General features: G+C 72.9%; 17 protein-coding genes. 9 read left to right on the top strand and 8 right to left on the bottom strand.

What is annotated here, in order from left to right; translation table 11 throughout:
- Both EOE48_RS04615 and EOE48_RS04610 read left to right on the top strand, forming a co-directional pair.
- A complete protein-coding gene (locus EOE48_RS04615) occupies positions 1-2,184 on the top strand; it encodes a xanthine dehydrogenase family protein molybdopterin-binding subunit (RefSeq protein ID WP_127727611.1) in 2,184 nt (727 codons plus the stop codon).
- Between the two features lie 39 nt (positions 2,185-2,223).
- Positions 2,224-2,928: a uracil-DNA glycosylase family protein gene (locus EOE48_RS04610; protein ID WP_127727610.1), complete on the top strand. Its 705-nt coding sequence runs from the start codon at positions 2,224-2,226 to the stop codon at positions 2,926-2,928.
- Here the strand turns inward: EOE48_RS04610 and EOE48_RS04605 are convergent.
- Both EOE48_RS04605 and EOE48_RS04600 read right to left on the bottom strand, forming a co-directional pair.
- Complete coding sequence (locus EOE48_RS04605; RefSeq protein ID WP_127727609.1) at positions 2,915-3,397, bottom strand: type II toxin-antitoxin system YhaV family toxin; 483 nt, start codon at positions 3,395-3,397, stop codon at positions 2,915-2,917. The two genes, EOE48_RS04610 and EOE48_RS04605, sit on opposite strands and share 14 nt — an antisense overlap.
- A 3-nt stretch (positions 3,398-3,400) precedes the next feature.
- Positions 3,401-3,727 (bottom strand): type II toxin-antitoxin system PrlF family antitoxin, encoded by a 327-nt coding sequence (locus EOE48_RS04600; RefSeq protein ID WP_127727608.1) that lies wholly within the window; start codon positions 3,725-3,727, stop codon positions 3,401-3,403.
- Positions 3,728-3,891: 164 nt separating this feature from the next.
- On the opposite strand from EOE48_RS04600, the gene pyrF reads away from it, so the two are divergent.
- Together pyrF and EOE48_RS04590 are read left to right on the top strand one after the other, a co-directional pair.
- Positions 3,892-4,605, top strand: coding sequence for an orotidine-5'-phosphate decarboxylase (pyrF, locus tag EOE48_RS04595; protein WP_127727607.1), 714 nt, complete (start codon positions 3,892-3,894; stop codon positions 4,603-4,605).
- A gap of 279 nt (positions 4,606-4,884) precedes the next feature.
- Positions 4,885-5,229 carry a DUF1330 domain-containing protein gene (locus tag EOE48_RS04590; protein ID WP_127727606.1) on the top strand — a complete coding sequence of 115 codons (345 nt, stop codon included), beginning with the start codon at positions 4,885-4,887 and terminating at the stop codon, positions 5,227-5,229.
- 7 nt (positions 5,230-5,236) lie between these two features.
- On the opposite strand, the gene EOE48_RS04585 is transcribed toward EOE48_RS04590, so the two are convergent.
- Entirely contained in the window at positions 5,237-7,111 is a 1,875-nt protein-coding gene (locus EOE48_RS04585; RefSeq protein WP_127727605.1) for a sigma-54-dependent Fis family transcriptional regulator, read from the bottom strand.
- Positions 7,112-7,376: 265 nt separating this feature from the next.
- Here EOE48_RS04585 and adh point away from each other — a divergent pair, with 265 nt between their 5' ends.
- Together adh and EOE48_RS04575 are read left to right on the top strand one after the other, a co-directional pair.
- Positions 7,377-8,897 carry an aldehyde dehydrogenase gene (gene adh / locus EOE48_RS04580; RefSeq protein WP_127727604.1) on the top strand — a complete coding sequence of 507 codons (1,521 nt, stop codon included), beginning with the start codon at positions 7,377-7,379 and terminating at the stop codon, positions 8,895-8,897.
- A gap of 48 nt (positions 8,898-8,945) precedes the next feature.
- Positions 8,946-9,350, top strand: a complete 405-nt coding sequence (locus EOE48_RS04575; RefSeq protein ID WP_187371314.1) for a DUF779 domain-containing protein — start codon at positions 8,946-8,948, stop codon at positions 9,348-9,350.
- On the opposite strand, the gene EOE48_RS04570 is transcribed toward EOE48_RS04575, so the two are convergent.
- Positions 9,335-9,667, bottom strand: a complete 333-nt coding sequence (locus EOE48_RS04570; RefSeq protein WP_246153951.1) for a hypothetical protein — start codon at positions 9,665-9,667, stop codon at positions 9,335-9,337. The two genes, EOE48_RS04575 and EOE48_RS04570, sit on opposite strands and share 16 nt — an antisense overlap.
- A gap of 206 nt (positions 9,668-9,873) precedes the next feature.
- Between EOE48_RS04570 and EOE48_RS04565 the strand changes: the two genes are divergently transcribed.
- Positions 9,874-10,734, top strand: a complete 861-nt coding sequence (locus tag EOE48_RS04565; RefSeq protein WP_127727603.1) for a S49 family peptidase — start codon at positions 9,874-9,876, stop codon at positions 10,732-10,734.
- A gap of 134 nt (positions 10,735-10,868) precedes the next feature.
- On the opposite strand, the gene EOE48_RS04560 is transcribed toward EOE48_RS04565, so the two are convergent.
- Positions 10,869-11,954 (bottom strand): 2'-deoxycytidine 5'-triphosphate deaminase, encoded by a 1,086-nt coding sequence (locus EOE48_RS04560; protein WP_127727602.1) that lies wholly within the window; start codon positions 11,952-11,954, stop codon positions 10,869-10,871.
- A 64-nt stretch (positions 11,955-12,018) separates the two neighbouring features.
- On the bottom strand, positions 12,019-12,543 hold the full coding sequence (locus EOE48_RS04555; RefSeq protein WP_127727601.1) for a hypothetical protein: 525 nt from the start codon (positions 12,541-12,543) through the stop codon (positions 12,019-12,021).
- Positions 12,544-12,682: 139 nt separating this feature from the next.
- On the opposite strand from EOE48_RS04555, the gene apaG reads away from it, so the two are divergent.
- Both apaG and argE read left to right on the top strand, forming a co-directional pair.
- A complete protein-coding gene (gene apaG / locus EOE48_RS04550) occupies positions 12,683-13,075 on the top strand; it encodes a Co2+/Mg2+ efflux protein ApaG (protein ID WP_127727600.1) in 393 nt (130 codons plus the stop codon).
- 25 nt (positions 13,076-13,100) lie between these two features.
- Positions 13,101-14,270 (top strand): acetylornithine deacetylase, encoded by a 1,170-nt coding sequence (gene argE, locus EOE48_RS04545; RefSeq protein WP_127727599.1) that lies wholly within the window; start codon positions 13,101-13,103, stop codon positions 14,268-14,270.
- Between the two features lie 16 nt (positions 14,271-14,286).
- Here the strand turns inward: argE and EOE48_RS04540 are convergent, their stop codons facing one another.
- Positions 14,287-14,709 carry a GNAT family acetyltransferase gene (locus tag EOE48_RS04540; RefSeq protein WP_127727598.1) on the bottom strand — a complete coding sequence of 141 codons (423 nt, stop codon included), beginning with the start codon at positions 14,707-14,709 and terminating at the stop codon, positions 14,287-14,289.
- A gap of 25 nt (positions 14,710-14,734) precedes the next feature.
- Positions 14,735-15,817, bottom strand: a complete 1,083-nt coding sequence (locus EOE48_RS04535) for a DUF2332 domain-containing protein (RefSeq protein ID WP_127727597.1) — start codon at positions 15,815-15,817, stop codon at positions 14,735-14,737.
- Between the last annotated feature and the right edge of the window lie 28 nt (positions 15,818-15,845).

Genomic DNA, 15,845 nt, shown 5'->3' with positions numbered 1-15,845 from the left:
ATGTTCGACGCCCCCACCCCCTCCCGCCGCACCTTCCTGGCCGGCGCCGTCGCCGGCGCCCTCGTGGTCGGCTTCCGCCTCGACCTCGCCGGCATGAAGGCGCTCGCCGCCGGCGCGCCCGACCTCTCGGCCGGCAAGCCGCAGCCCAACGCCTTCGTGCGCATCGGCGCCGACGACACCGTGACGGTGGTGATCAAGCACCTCGACATGGGCCAGGGCAACACCACCGGCCTCGCCACGATCGTGGCCGAGGAACTCGACGCCGACTGGGCGACGATCCGCACCGCCTTCGCGCCCGCCGACGCGACGCTCTACGCCAACCTCGCCTTCGGGCCGATCCAGGGCACCGGCGGCTCGACCGCGGTCGCCAATTCCTGGATGCAGTTGCGCAAGGCCGGCGCCGCCGCCCGCGCCATGCTGGTCGCGGCCGCCGCCGCCGAGTGGAAGGTCCCGGCCGGCGAGATCACGGTCGAGAAGGGCGTGCTGCGCCACGCCTCCGGCAAGGAGGCCCGCTTCGGCGCGCTCGCGGGCAAGGCCGCCGCCCTGCCGGTGCCGGAGAATCCGCGCCTGAAGGAGCCGGGCGAGTGGCGCCTGATCGGCACGAAGCTGGCGCGGCTCGATTCGGTGCCGAAGACCAACGGCAGCGCGGTCTACTCCCTCGACGTCCGCCGTCCCGGCCAGCTCACCGCCGTCGTGGCGCGGGCGCCGAAATTCGGCGCGACGCTGAAGAGCGTCGACGACAAGGCCGCCCGTCAGGTCGCGGGCGTGGTCGAGGTGGTGCGGATCCCGAGCGGCGTCGCCGTCGTCGCCCGTGACACCTGGTCGGCGATGAAGGGCCGCGAGGCCCTGGTCCTGGCCTGGGACGAGGCCGGCGCCGAGCGGCAATCGTCGGACTCGCAGCTCGCGGCGTACAAGGCGCTCGCCGACAAGCCCGGCCTCGTCGCCTCGCAGCGCGGCGACGCCGCCGCGGCGATCAAGGGCGCGGCCAAGGTGGTCGAGGCGGAGTTCAGCTTCCCCTACCTCGCCCACGCGCCGATGGAGCCGCTCAACGCCACCATCGAGAAGGCGGCGGATGGCGGCTACGACATCCATGCCGGGTCGCAGTTCCAGACCATCGAGCAGGTCGTCGTCGCCAAGATCCTCGGCACCACGACCGACAAGGTCCGGATCAACACCCTGTGGGCCGGCGGCTCGTTCGGCCGCCGGGCGACCGGCAACGCCGATTACTTCGCCGAGGCCGCCCACATCCTGAAGGCGACCGGCGAATCGAAGCCGATCCACCTCGTCTGGACCCGCGAGGACGACATCACCGGCGGCTATTACCGGCCGGCGGCCTACCACCGAATCCGCGCCGGCCTCGACGCCAAGGGCGCGATCGTCGGCTGGCAGCACACGATGGTCGGCAAGTCGATCCTCATCGGCACGCCGCTCGAGACCGCGATGGTCAAGGACGGCATCGACGCGACCACGGTCGAGGGCGCCTCGGACACGCCCTACGCCCTGCCGGCCTACCGGTTCGAGGTCCACAACGCCCGCGAGGGCGTGCCGGTGCTGTGGTGGCGCTCGGTCGGGCACTCGCATACGGGGCAGGCGATGGAGGCGTTCGTCGACGAGCTCGCCCACGCCGCCGGCCAGGACCCGGTCGCCTACCGCCTCGGCCTGCTCCAGGGGGCGCCGCGCCTGTCGGCGGCCCTGCGGCTCGCGGCCGAGAAGGCGAACTGGGCCGGGCGCGAGACCAAGCCCGGCCGCGGCTTCGGCGTCGCGGCGCACCAGTCCTTCGGCTCCTACGTCGCGATGGTCGCCGACGTCACCGCCGATTCCGGCAAGGTGAAGGTCAACCGCATCGTCGCGGCGGTCGATGTCGGCGTCGCGGTCAACCCCGACGTGATCCGGGCCCAGGTCGAGGGCGCGGTCGGCTTCGCGCTGTCCTCGGTGCTGCGCAACCGCATCACCTTCAAGGACGGCGAGGTGCAGGAGAAGAACTTCGATGCCTACGAGCCGACCCGGATGAGCGAGATGCCGGTGGTCGAGGTCCACATCGTGCCCTCGAACGCCGCGCCGACCGGCATCGGCGAGCCCGGCGTGCCGGTGCTGGCGCCGGCGATCTCCAACGCGATCTTCGCCGCCACCGGGCAGCGCCTGCGCTCGCTGCCCCTCGATCTCGCCGCCCTGCGCGGCGTGTGACGCAGCGCACATCCGGCGCCGCCGCCCCATCTTAGGGTGATGGCACCCCAGACGTTTCGATCCCCTCCCGGGCGCGGTGCAAGCCGCGCCCGTCTTGTTTCCGCCGAGGCCCCGGCGCCGTTCGAGGAGGTCGCGGCAGCGCTGCGCGCCTGCCGCCTGTGCCGGGACGCGCCGACCGACGGCCCTCCCCTGCCGGTCGAGCCGCGCCCGATCGTCCAGGGCCGCGCCACGGCGCGGCTGTGCATCGCCAGCCAGGCGCCGGGCCACCGCGCGTTCCGGAGCGGCATCCCGTTCCAGGACCCGTCCGGCACCCGCCTGCGCGCGTGGCTCGGCCTCGCCGAGCCGGATTTCTACGATGCCGGCCGGGTCGCGATCGTGCCGATGGGTGCCTGCTTTCCCGGCCACGACGCCAAGGGCGGCGACCTGCCGCCGCGGCGCGAATGCGCCGCGACGTGGCGCCGGTCGCTGCTTGCCGGCCTGCCGGAGCTGGAACTGATCCTGGTGATCGGCCAGTACGCGCAGGGCTGGCACCTCGGCACGGCGAAGGAAGGCCTCACCGCGACGGTGGCGCGCTGGCGCGAGATCCTGGCCGAGCCGCGCCGGCCCCGGGTGCTGCCGCTGCCGCACCCGTCCTGGCGCAATTCCGCGTGGCTGAAGAAGCACCCGTGGTTCGAGGCCGAGCTGCTGCCGGTGCTGCGGGCGGAGGTGGCGCGGGTGACGGGGGCGGGTCCTACCTCGGCCTGATCGTCTTCAGGCGTGCGACGGCGGCTTCCTCCGAGGCCGCCGCCAGCAGGGCCTGCCAGTCGTCGGGCGGATTGCCCCGTTCGAGCATCCCCCGGAAGACATGGTAGGCGTCAGTCTTCGCGCCGTAGGTCCGGAGCGAGGTCTGGTCGTTCACCCAGGCGAAGATGACCACCTTCGTCCGGCTGTCGAAGCGGAAGAACGGCCGGAACCGGCCGTTGCCGAACTTGGCCCGGAACCAGTGCTTGCGGGCATCCCCGAGCGTGCTGCCCTGGCGATAATCCGGCCGGGTCGGATCCGCCGGAATCGTGTCGAAGACCAGCTTGGCGAGCATGGCCAGCAGCTTCGCCTGCGCCGTCCCCTGGTAGCCTTCCGGATCGACCGCCCGGGCCTTGTCGACGGCGACCGTCGCCCTCTCGAACTGATCGAGCACGAGCGGATGGGCGAAGACCGTCCAGCCGTTGATGACCACGGCTCAGAGCGTCACGGGTCCGTCGATCTCCTCGTCGAGATCGACGGTCATGCCGGCCATGAGCGCGGCCATCCGCTCCGCGAGTTCGGTCGGGAAGGCGGCGATGTGCGAGGGATTGCGGGTCATATCCTGCGCCAGGAAGGTCAGGAAACCGTCGATGACGGGATCGGTTTCCTCCTCCGCCCTGACCAGACTCACCCGGCCGGTCTCATCGACGACGTAGTCGATCTCGCCGCCGTAGCCCACGCCGAGCGCCTGCCGCACGGCCTTGGGCACCGTCGTCTGTCCCTTCGCGGTGATCCTGCTGCGCTCGCGAACGAGAATCGCCATGTCGTTTTCCGCCGGATAGCAAGGAACAATTCTTCCTTTATCGCGGAAGGGTCGGCAACGGCGCGAGCGTCGCGGCGCCCTCGGACCGCACGGGAAACGCCCGCCATCCGCTTGATTTCCGGGTCCCGGATGTGGTCCGTGCGCACGAGCGACCGCGAGAGACCATGCCCGAGCCCATCAGCCCCCTCGACCGCCTCATCGTCGCCCTCGACATGGCGAGCACGGACGAGGCCGAGCGCCTGATCGCGCGCATCGGCGACGCGGCGCGGTTCTACAAGATCGGCTACCGGCTCGGCTATGCCGGCGGGCTCGGCCTCGCCGAGCGGCTAGTCCGGGCCGGCCACAAGGTGTTCCTCGACCTGAAGCTGCACGACATCGGCAACACCGTCGAGGAGGGCGTGCGGTCGGTGGCCGGGCTCGGCGCGACGTTCCTCACCGTCCACGCCTACCCGCAGACGATGCGGGCGGCGGTGCGAGGACGCGACGCGGTGCCGGGCTCGGGCCTGAGGATCCTCGCCGTCACGGTACTGACCTCCTACGACGACGACGACGCCCGCGAGGCCGGCTATGCGCTGGGCGTCGCCGACCTCGTCGCGGTGCGCGCCGCGGCGGCGCGGGAGATCGGCATCGACGGCATCGTCTGCGCGGCGACCGAGGCGGCGACGGTGCGCGACCGCGTCGGCCCCGACCGGCTGATCGTCACCCCGGGCATCCGCCCGGCCGGCGCCGAGGCCGGCGACCAGAAGCGCATCGTCACCCCGGGCGCGGCGATCCGCTCGGGCGTCGATCACCTCGTGGTCGGCCGCCCGATCACCGCAGCCTCCGACCCGCGCGACGTGGCCCGGCGCATCGTCGCGGAGATCGAACAGGCGCTGTGACGGTCGGCCCGAAGTGAAAGATGGATCACCGGCCTTTTCCCGGACGACTGGAACGTAGTGGAAGGAGATTCGGGATCCAGACGTAAGATGGGCCGCGAAGCGGCTCAGAGTGTCGGCACTGTCGCTGCGCATGGATGCTTCGCAAATTCTTGTGCTGGATCCCGGATCTCCTTCCGCTGACGCTTCAGTCGTCCGGGAAAGGGGGTGGATTTCATGACCGGCACTGCTACCATTCGGATTGGCGGGTTCAAGGCCGCAACGAAGTCGGGAGGAAGCGCGATGGCGAGGGGCTACTGGATCGGCCGGGTCGACGTGACCAAGCCGGAATCCTACAAGAACTACGTCGCGGCGAACGGCGCCGCCTTCGCCAAGTTCGGCGGCCGGTTCCTGGTCCGCGGCGGCGGGTTCGAGTCGGTGCTCGGCACCAGCCGCGAGCGCAACGTGGTGATCGAGTTCCCGAGCTACGCCGACGCCCTCGCGTGCTGGAACTCGCCCGAATACCAGGACGCCCGCGCCAAGCAGGAGGGCGGCGCCGAGATCGACCTCATCGTGATCGAGGGCTACGACGGCGTGCAGCCGGGCCAGACCGCCGCGCCGGTGCCGCCGAACCCGGCTTCGGAATAGGGTCCGGTCAGGCCCGGTCCGCCGCGAGGCAGCGGCGGTAGAGCGTGCTGCGGCTAATCCCGAGGCGGCGGGCGGCGCGGCTGACGTTGCCGTCGCAGGCGGCCAGGGCCGCCCGCATCGCGTCGCGGGTCAGGCGGTCGAGGGTGTCGGCCGCCGGCGATGCGGACGCGGCGGGCTTGCGGCGCGGCTCCGTGCGCCGGGGCGGCGCGTCCCCCGGCAGCGCGTCGATCCCGACGACCTCGCCGGGCTCGGCCAGGGCCAGCATCGCCCGCAGGGTCCCGGTGAGCTGGCGGAAATTGCCCGGCCAAGGCTGGGCCGCCAGGGCGTCGCGGCACTCCGGCGACAGGCTCACGTTTCTCGCCCGCCCGCCGAGTCGATCCCACAGGGTCGCGACCAGCCCCGCCAGGTCGTCGCGCTCGCGCAAGGGGGCCAGGGCGAGGCGGTAGGGCGCGATGCGGTAGAACAGGTCGGCGCGGAATCCCCCCTCCTCCACCAGCCGGGCGAGGTCGCGGTGGGTGGCGCAGACCAGGGCGAAATCGACAGGCACCGGGCGCTGGCCGCCGACCGGCAGCACCTCGCGCTCCTGCAGCACCCGCAGCAGCCGGGTCTGGAGGGCGAGCGGCATGTCGCCGATCTCGTCGAGGAACAGCAGGCCGCCATCGGCCTGCCGCAGCAGGCCGCGGGCGCCGTGGCGGGCGGCCCCCGTGAAGGCGCCGGGCTCGTAACCGAACAGTTCGGCCTCGATCAGGCTCTCGGGCAGGGCGGCGCAATTGACGGCGACGAAGGGACCGCCGGCGCGGGCGCAGGCGGCGTGGACCGCGCGGGCGAAGACCTCCTTGCCGGTGCCGGTCTCGCCCTCGACCACGACGCCGAGGCCTGCATCGACGAGGCGCACCGCCTGGGCGAGGCGGCGGGCCGTCGCCGCGTCGAGCACCGGCCCGTCGGCGGCCTCCGGCAGGGCCGGCCGCGCCGGCGCCTTCGCGGCCCGTCCGGCCGGGGCCTCGCGGCGCAGGCCGTGCAGGGGCCGCCCCTCGGGGTCGCGCAACGCCAGGGCGCCGCCCCGGCCTCGCTCGATGCGCGGGAAGAGCGCCTCGAAGCCGTCGCGGCCGAGCGCCGACCAGTCGCGCCCGAGCAGCGCCAGCCCGATGCGGCTCGCCGCCACGAGGCGGTCGCCCTCGAAGACCAGGATCCCCTCCCGGGGCGTGCCGAGCAGGGCGGGGTCGTGGTGCAGCCGCAACACCTCGCGGCCGGCGAACCCGGCCTCGAACTGGCGATGCTCGATCGCGTCGACGGCGAGCCGCACGAGGCCGAGCGCGTGCGACGACCCCGCCAGCGCCGGCCCCGACAGGTCGAGCACGCCGGCCACCGCCCCGAACGGATCGAGGATCGGCACCGCGGCGCAGGACAGGATGCGGTGGGGCTCGAAGTAATGCTCGGGCCCGCGCACCTCGACGGCGCGGCGCTCGACCAGCGCGGTGCCGATGGCGTTGGTGCCGGTCACCGCCTCGCTCCACGGCACGCCCGGGCGCAGCGACACCTGCGCCGCCTTGCCGGCGAAAGCCGGGCTGCCGAGGGTGTCGAGGACCAGCCCCTCGGCATCGGTAAGGATCACGAGGCTGTCGCTCGATTCGGCGTCGGCGTGCAGCGCCTCGATCTCCGGCCGGCAGCGCCGGCGCAGGGCCTCGTTGCGGTCGCACGCCTCGCGCAGGGCCCGGGCGTCGAGCGGCTCGACCCGCGGGCGGGTGCCGAAATCGAGACCGAGATCGGCGCAACGCTGCCACGAGCGCAGGATCGGATCCGGCGGCACGGCGGCCCCGGCCGGGCCGAAGGCGCGCTGCCGGGCGGCCAGGAGCGTCCTGGGCGTCGCCACGAGGCTGTGCATCGGCGCTCCTCCCTGTCGCAGATTGCGACAGGTGTCGCCGATGTCGCAGGATCGGCCAAGAGACCTTTGGTCGAAATCGTCGCGACGGACGCCGGCAATCTGGAAAACCTCAAGTCTGCGCCCCGCCACGATCAGTGGATCAGCGACTTACCGCACCGCAACATCGCACCTTTGGCGGGCGGCGTGAGTGCTGGCACGGCGCCTGCCATGGATCGGAGGTCCGGTTTGCTGCACCGGGCCTGATATCGACGATGGGAGGAACGACATGAACAAGCCGGAATTCCTGCAGGGCACGACCCGCTCGCCGTTCTCGCGGCGCTACGACAACTTCATCGGCGGGCAGTGGGTGGCGCCGGTCGCCGGCCGCTATTTCGACAACACCTCGCCGCTCACCGGCGGGGTGATCTGCGAATGCGCCCGCTCTGACGCGCAGGACATCGAGCGGGCGCTCGACGCCGCCCACGCCGCCAAGGACGCCTGGGGCCGCACCGCCCCGGCCGAGCGCGCCCTGATCCTCACCCGCATCGCCGACCGGATGCAGGAGAATCTCGACGTCATCGCGCTGGCCGAGACCTGGGACAACGGCAAGCCGATCCGCGAGACCACCCACGCCGACATCCCGCTCGCCATCGACCATTTCCGCTACTTCGCCGGCTGCATCCGGGCGCAGGAGGGCTCGCTCTCCGAGATCGACCACGACACGGTGGCCTACCACTTCCACGAGCCGCTCGGCGTGGTCGGGCAGATCATCCCGTGGAACTTCCCGATCCTGATGGCGGTGTGGAAGCTCGCCCCGGCGCTGGCCGCCGGCAACTGCGTCGTGCTGAAGCCCGCCGAGCAGACCCCGGCCTCGATCATGCTGCTCGCCGAGCTCATCGGCGACCTGCTGCCGCCGGGGGTGCTCAACATCGTCAACGGCTTCGGCCTGGAGGCCGGGAAGCCGCTCGCCTCGTCGCCGCGCATCGCCAAGATCGCGTTCACCGGCGAGACCACCACCGGCCGGCTCATCATGCAGTACGCGAGCCAGAACCTGATCCCGGTGACGCTGGAGCTGGGCGGCAAGTCGCCGAACATCTTCTTCAAGGACGTGATGGCCGAGGACGACGACTTCCTCGACAAGGCCCTCGAAGGCTTCGCGATGTTCGCCCTCAACCAGGGCGAGGTCTGCACCTGCCCGAGCCGGGCGCTGGTCCACGAATCGATCTACGACCGCTTCATCGAGAAGGCGGTCAGGCGGGTCGAGGCGATCAGGCAGGGCTCGCCGCTCGATCCCGCGACGATGATCGGCGCCCAGGCGTCGAGCGAGCAACTGGAAAAAATCCTGTCCTACATCGACATCGGCCGCCAGGAAGGCGCCGAGGTGCTGACCGGCGGCGAGCGCCACCGCCTCGACGGCGAGTTCTCGGAAGGCTTCTACGTCAAGCCGACCGTGTTCCGCGGCCACAACCGGATGCGGATCTTCCAGGAGGAGATTTTCGGGCCGGTCCTGTCGGTCACGACCTTCCGGGACGACGAGGAGGCGCTGGCGATCGCCAACGACACCCTGTACGGCCTCGGCGCCGGGGTGTGGACCCGCGACGGCACCCGCGCCTACCGCTTCGGCCGGGCGATCCAGGCCGGCCGGGTCTGGACCAACTGCTACCACGCCTATCCGGCCCACGCGGCCTTCGGCGGCTACAAGCAGTCCGGCATCGGCCGCGAGACCCACAAGATGATGCTCGACCACTACCAGCAGACCAAGAACATGCTGGTCAGCTACTCGGCGAAGAAGCTCGGCTTCTTCTGATGGCAACGGCCCCGCCCGTGCGGCGGGGCCTTCCGCGGAGCATCGTTCATGGCGCAGATCCAGACGGTCCCGGCCCGGGTCACCGCGACGCCGGCCGCCCTCACGCTCGTCGCCGAACTGACGGCCGAGCACGGGCCGATCCTGTTCCACCAATCCGGCGGCTGCTGCGACGGATCCTCGCCGATGGCCTACGCGGTCGGCGACTTCCTCACCGGCGACGCCGACGTGCATCTCGGGGCGATCGGCGGCGCCGAGTTCTACATCAGCCGGCCGCAATTCGCGGTCTGGAGGCACACCCAGCTCATCATCGACGTGGTGCCGGGGCGCGGCGGCATGTTCTCGCTGGAGAACGGCCGCGGCGTGCGCTTCCTGCTGCGCTCGCGGGTGTTCACCGATGACGAGACCGCGGCGCTCGACGCCGCGGTCCCGGTGTCGCCTCAGAAGCCGAAATAGACCCGCGGCCGGCCGTAATACCGGCGATGGTAGTACGGCCGGTACGGGCGGTAGTAGCCGTAACGGCGGTACGGCCGGACGTAGTAGCGGCGATACGGGCGATAGTACCGGTAGCGGCGATAGGGCCGATAGTAGCGGCGCACCGGCCGGTAGTAGGAGCGCCGGTAGTGCCAGCGCGCCTGCGACACGATCGGCGCCTCGCCGGCGACCGCGGTCGCGCCTCCCGGAACGACGGCCGCCTGACTTCGGCCGGCCGAGATCCCCAGAGTACCGGCCGCCAGCGCCAGCACGAGCGTCATCCACCGCAGGATCCGCATGTGTCCCTCCCTGGCCTTCCGCACGGTCGTCCGCGCGGTTCGATGCCCCGGGACGCCGGCACCGGCCGGCCGGGACATGCGGGAACAGCTAGGCGGCGGACCGGCAAGGTCCAGCCCGAGCCTTTTCGGCGGCCGTCGGCGACGGCGCTTGCCGCCCCTCCCCGCTCCGCCTAACCCTGCCGGCCCAACCTGCCGGAGACCCGCCCATGCCCGCCCCGCTCCGCGCCCTGCGCGCCCTCCTGCCCGGGCGCCTCGGCCGCAAGGCTCCCGTGGTGCCGGTCGTGCGCCTCAGCGGGGCGATCGGGGCGGTGTCGCCTTTGCGCCAGGGCCTGTCGCTCGGACAGTGCGCGCCGGCGCTGGAGCGGGCCTTCGCGATGCCCGGCGCCGTCGCGGTGGCGCTGGTCATCAACTCGCCGGGGGGCTCGGCGGCGCAGTCGCACCTCATCCACCGCCGCATCCGGGCGCTGGCCGCCGAGACCGCCCTGCCGGTCCTCGCCTTCGTCGAGGACGTGGCGGCGTCGGGCGGCTACATGATCGCCTGCGCGGCCGACGAGATCGTGTGCGATCCCGCCTCGCTCGTCGGGTCGATCGGCGTGGTCTCGTCGGGGTTCGGCTTCCAGGAGTTGATCGCGCGGCTCGGCATCGAGCGCCGGGTCCACACCACCGGTCCGTCGAAGGCGATGCTCGATCCGTTCCGGCCCGAGGACCCGGCCGACATCGCCCGGCTCAAGGGCATCCAGGCCGAGATCCAGGCGCTGTTCTCCGGCCTCGTCCGCTCGCGCCGCCCGGGGCTGAAGGGCGACGATTCCGAGCTGTTCTCCGGCGCGGTCTGGACCGGGCAGCAGGGCGTCGCGCTCGGCCTCGTCGACGCGCTGGGCGACCTGCGCGGCGTGGTGCGCGGGCGCTTCGGCGAGACGGTGGAGATCCGGGTGGTCGAGCAGGTCCGCGGCGGCCTGCTCGCCCGCCTGCTGCGGCGCAAGGAACCCGGCGCGGTCGGGGTCGCGGCGATGCACGGGGTGCTGGCGGCGGTGGAGGAGCGGGCGGCATGGGCCCGCTACGGGCTGTGATACGAAATCCGGAAGATCGCTTCCGGGTTTCGTATCACAAGCCCGCGCGGTGGAGCCGAAGGCTCCACACGCATGAGCGAAGTCGATTTCCGCATCGCGAAGCGATCAATCGGAAATCGTATGAGGGCCCGCACTCACACGAAGTGCTTCGACAGCTTCAAGCCCTGCGCCTGGTAGTTCGAGCCCGAGGCCGCGCCGTAGAGCGAGGCCGGGCGCTCGGCCATGCGCTCGTAGACGAGGCGGCCGACGATCTGGCCGTCCTCCAGCATGAACGGCACGTCGCGGGAGCGCACCTCCAGCACCGCCCGCGCCCCGGAGCCGCCGGCGGCGGCGTGGCCGAAGCCGGGGTCGAAGAAGCCGGCGTAGTGGACCCGGAACTCGCCGACGAGGGGATCGAACGGCACCATCTCGGCGGCGAAGTCCGGCGGCACCTGCACGGCCTCCTTCGAGGCCAGGATGTAGAACTGGCCCGGATCCAGGATCAGCGTGCCCGAGCCGTCGGCGTGGAGCGGCTCCCAGAACTCGCCGGCCGGGTAGGAGCGCGGCCGGTCGACATCGACGAGGCCGGTATGGCGCTTGGCCCGGTAGCCGACGAGCCCGTCGAAGCCGGCGAGGTCGACCGAGACCGCGACGCCGCCCTGGAACGAGGGCGCCGCCTCGCTGACCAGGGGGCTTCCCGCATGCAGCCGCGCCAGCGCCTCGTCGTCGAGGCGCACCGCGCCGCGGCGGAAGCGGAGCTGCGACAGCCGCGAGCCGGTGCGGACGAGGACCGGGAAGGTGCGCGGCGAGATCTCGGCGTAGAGCGGGCCGGCATAGCCCGGTTCGACCATGTCGAACTCGCGGGCGTGATCGGTGATGACGCGGGTGAAAACGTCGATGCGCCCGGTCGAGCTCTTCGGGTTGGCGCTCGCCGCGAGGTCCGGCGGCAACGCCAGCCCCTCCTGCAACTCGGCGATGTAGACGCAGCCGGTTTCCAGCACCGCGCCCTGGCTCAGGTCGATCGCGTGCAGCTTGAGCTTGGCGAGGCAGGCCGCGACGTCGCGGGTGCGGCCGGGCAGGAAGCTCGCCCGCACGCGCCAGACCCGGCTGCCGAGGCGCAGGTCGAGGCTCGCCGGCTGGATCTGGTCCTCGGCGAACGGCGCGGCCGTGCGGATCACCCCGGCCGCGGCGAGCGCCGCGATGCCCTGTGACGCCTGAATCCCGTCCTGCAAAACCACCATCGCCGGCCCATCCTCGCCCCCCTTGTCGTAACAAGGGGTTGCCGATGCGTGAAGGCCGCGCCGGTCAGGGTTCGTCGTGATTTCCCGCCCGCAGCACCGTGACGGCGAGCGCCGCCCGGGCGAGCGCGCCCATCAGGGTCAGGCCGGCGAGGGCGGCGGCGAGGAGCGCGAACCACTCCGGCCGCCACGAAGCGGCGGCGAGGACGGCTCCGGCGAGCGGCCCCGCCGCCGGCCCCGGCAGGATCAGGGAGGCGTAGCCGAAGGCGGGGAGCCGGCCGGCGGCGTGGAGGCGCGCGAGCCCGCCGGTCGCCGCGGCATCGGCCGCGAAGGCGGCGGCGAGCAGCGTCGCCGGGATCGCCGCGACCGGCACGAAGGCGAGGGCGAGGCCGGCGCGGGCCAGCCGCTCGGCGACCGGGAGCGGCGCGCGCGCCAGGGCGTGCAGCAGGGGCGCCAGGAGGGACGGCAGCGCCGCCGCGGGAGCGCCGCGGGCGACCAGGATGGCGGCGGCCAGGGTGGCGGCGAAGGCCGCGGCGTGGAGGGACAGCGCCCGCGCGCCGAAGGGCCGCCGGCCGGCGGGAAGGCGTTCCATCGGTCGTCGGGCCCGGGGGCTCTCCCATGGGAATGCCGACCGGCCTTCGGGGCGATTGACGGCCGTGGAGCCCGGCCGTACCACGACCCATCGCGGCTGTCGCCCTGAAGGTTCCGGCGGCGAGCCCCCGGAGGCCCCGATGTACAAGGCCGAGACCCACGGCATCAGCGTGACCGTCACGCCCCGCTTCGTCGAGGAGGAATCCTCGCCGGGCGAGAGCCGGTATTTCTTCGCCTACACGGTCGAGATCACGAACAACGGCATCGACCGGGTCCAGCTGCGCTCCCGGCACTGGCGCATCGTCGACGGGCGCGGCGCCTTGCAGGAGGTGCGCGGCGCCGGCGTGGTCGGCAAGCAGCCGGTCCTCGGTCCGGGCGAGTCGTTCAGCTACACCAGCGGCTGCCCCCTGACCACGCCGGACGGCACGATGGAGGGCACCTACACCATGGCGACCGCCGACGGCGGCAGCTTCGAGGCGGCGATCCCGGCCTTCTCGCTCGATTCCCCCCACGCCCGCCGGGTGCTGCACTGACCGTCCCGTCCCGAGAGGAGCCCCGATGAGCGCCGGCCCGCGGATGACCCCGCTCGAGATGCTCGCGCGACTGGTCTCCTTCGACACCGAGAGCCAGAAGTCGAACCTCGCGCTGGTCGACTTCGTGGAGGAGTACCTGACCGCCTGGGGCGTGCCCGTCGTGCGCGCGCCCAACGCCGCCGGCGACAAGGCCGCCCTGTTCGCGACCTTCGGGCCGGTGCAGGACGGCGGCGTCGTGCTGTCGGGCCATACCGACGTGGTGCCGGTGGCGGGCCAGTCCTGGACCACCAACCCGTTCACCCTGCGGGTGGCGGACGGCCGCGCCTACGGCCGGGGCGCCGTCGACATGAAGGGGTTCTGCGCCCTGGCCCTCGCGCTGGCGCCCGACTTCCAGGCCGCGTCCCTGCGCCGGCCGGTCCACCTGCTCTTGTCCTACGACGAGGAGACCACCTGCCTCGGCGTCGCCGACATCATCGCCCGGCTCGGCCGCGACCTGCCGCGGCCCGGCGCGGTGATCGTCGGCGAGCCGACCGACCTCGACGTCGCCGACGCGCACAAGAGCATCGTCACCTACGTGACCACGGTGCACGGGCACGAGGCGCATTCCTCGAAGCCGGCGCTCGGCGCCAACGCCGTGATGGCGGCGGCCGAGCTGGTGGCCGAACTCAACCGCATCGCCGACCGGATGGTCGCCCGGGGTGATGCGAGCGGCCGGTTCGACCCGCCCTACAGCACGGTCCATGTCGGGATGATCGGCGGCGGCACCGCGCGCAACATCCTGCCGAAATCCTGCGAGTTCCTGTGGGAGTTCCGCGGCCTGCCGGACCTCGACCTCACCGAGATCCCGGCCCTGTTCGCGGCAAAATCCGAGGAGGTCGCCCGCGAGCGGCTCAACCGCCACGGCCCCTACGGCCGCATCGAGACGGTGCAGGACGCCTCGGTTCCGGGCCTCGCCCCCGAGCCCGGCTCGCCGGCCGAACGCCTCGCGATGCGGCTCGCCGGCCGCAACCGCACCGTCTCGGTGCCCTACGCCACCGAGGCCGGCCGCTTCCAGGTCGCCGGCCTGCCGACCGTGGTCTGCGGCCCCGGCTCGATCGACCAGGCCCACCAGCCCGACGAGTACATCACCCTCGCGGCGCTGGAGGCCGGCGAGGTCTTCATGCGCGGGCTGATCCGGGAGTGTGCGGCGGGGTAGGAACCGAACCGGCCTCCTACCGCCCACCCAGCCGTTTGCTCATGCTGATGCGCGCCTCGACCGCGTATCCGGACCGGGCGTAGAACTCGGCCGTCGCGGCGTTCGAGGCCAAGACCTGCAGGTTGACCTTGATGCAGCCGAGCGCGGCGAGCCGGGCCTCGGCGTGGTCGAGCAGGCTCCGGCCGAGCCCCCGGCCGCGGAACGCCTTCAGCACGGCGATGCGGGAGATCCAGCCGCGATGGCCCTCGTAGCCGGCCATCACCGATCCGACGACCGCGTCCGCCTCCAGGGCGACGAAGAACAGGTCGGGCTGGAACCGCATCTTCTCGGGAATCGCGACCTCGGGCCGGTTCCAGGAGGAATCGTCCGGGAAGGCTTCCGCCCACAGGGAGGCGACGCCGGCGAAGTGATGGTCCCGGTAGGGCATGATGGTGGTCATCGTCGGTTCTCCGGGAGCGCATGGGTCACGGGGGCGCTGGCCGATCGTCGGCCGACCACCCTCGCCACGACACCGACCGGCCATGGGCGTCCGCCGTCGCGATCCGGCGGGTCTCGCCGCCCGGCCACAGGGTGAGGTCGAGGACCGGCGGTCCCGGCTGGGCGGGATCGACCTCGTAGGCGAGGCGCGCCAGCGGCGTGTCGGGGGTCGCCGCGGCGCCGGCATCGGTCAGCAGCGCGGCGATGCGGTCCTGCTCGGGACGCGGAAAGTATTGCAGCGCGATCGAGTGCTGCACCACCCGGACCGTGCCTGGCGTCGGCGGCCCGGCGAGGCGGGCGGCGAGCCAGTCGCCGGCGGCGGCGCGGTCGAGGGGCGGCGGGTCGGCGGCGGCGAGCGCCAGGGCGGCCTCGACGCGGGCCAGCCGCTCGCGCTGGTCGGGCCAGACATAGGCGGCGAGGCGCTCGCGGTCGGCCGGCGCGGCGGCGTCGAGCGGGTTCAGATCGACGCCCCGGCGGGCGGCGAGCCGCACCGGGGCATCCGGCGGCGGCGAGCCGGTCCAGGCCGGGGCGAGGCGCACCGGCGAGCCCGCCTCCCCGGCGGTCAGGCCGCCGAGATCATAGGCGTAGCGGTCGAGCCGCAGGTTGAGGCCGCCGCTGGCGCCGAGTTCCCACAGCACGATCGGGCGCCCGCCGGTGAGGGACGCGACCGTCATCAGGCCCGGCATCAGCACGCCCGAGCGGGCGACCTCGTTGGTCTGGGGCGGGCCGTCGAGCCACGGGTCGAGATCGGCCGCCGTCGCGAGGGCGTCGGACACGGCGGCCCACAGGGATTCGGGGTCGAAGGCGCCCGGCGGGTAGAACGCCGCCAGGGCCGGCAGACGGCCCCGCCGCACCAGGGCGTGCAGCCCGCCGACGAGCCGCAGCGCCAGGGCATCCGGCTCCGGCGCGCCGGCCCAGCCGAGGACGCGGCGGCCGATCGCCGTGCCCTCGTCCAGCCGCTCGCCGAGCAGCCGGCACAGGGTCGCGGTGAAGGGCGACCCCATCCGCTCGCAATGGCCCGCCTGCACCGCGAAGGCGCGCCGTACCGTGTCCTCGTTCCGCGCAGCCATGGCTCGTGTTCCGGCACCGATCGCACCG

The sequence above is a fragment of the Methylobacterium oryzihabitans genome, from assembly GCF_004004555.2.
In the GTDB taxonomy this organism is placed as follows: Bacteria; Pseudomonadota; Alphaproteobacteria; order Rhizobiales; family Beijerinckiaceae; genus Methylobacterium; species Methylobacterium oryzihabitans.
Note: the sequence above shows the minus strand (reverse complement) of the source record. Positions and strands in the feature narration are given on the sequence as shown.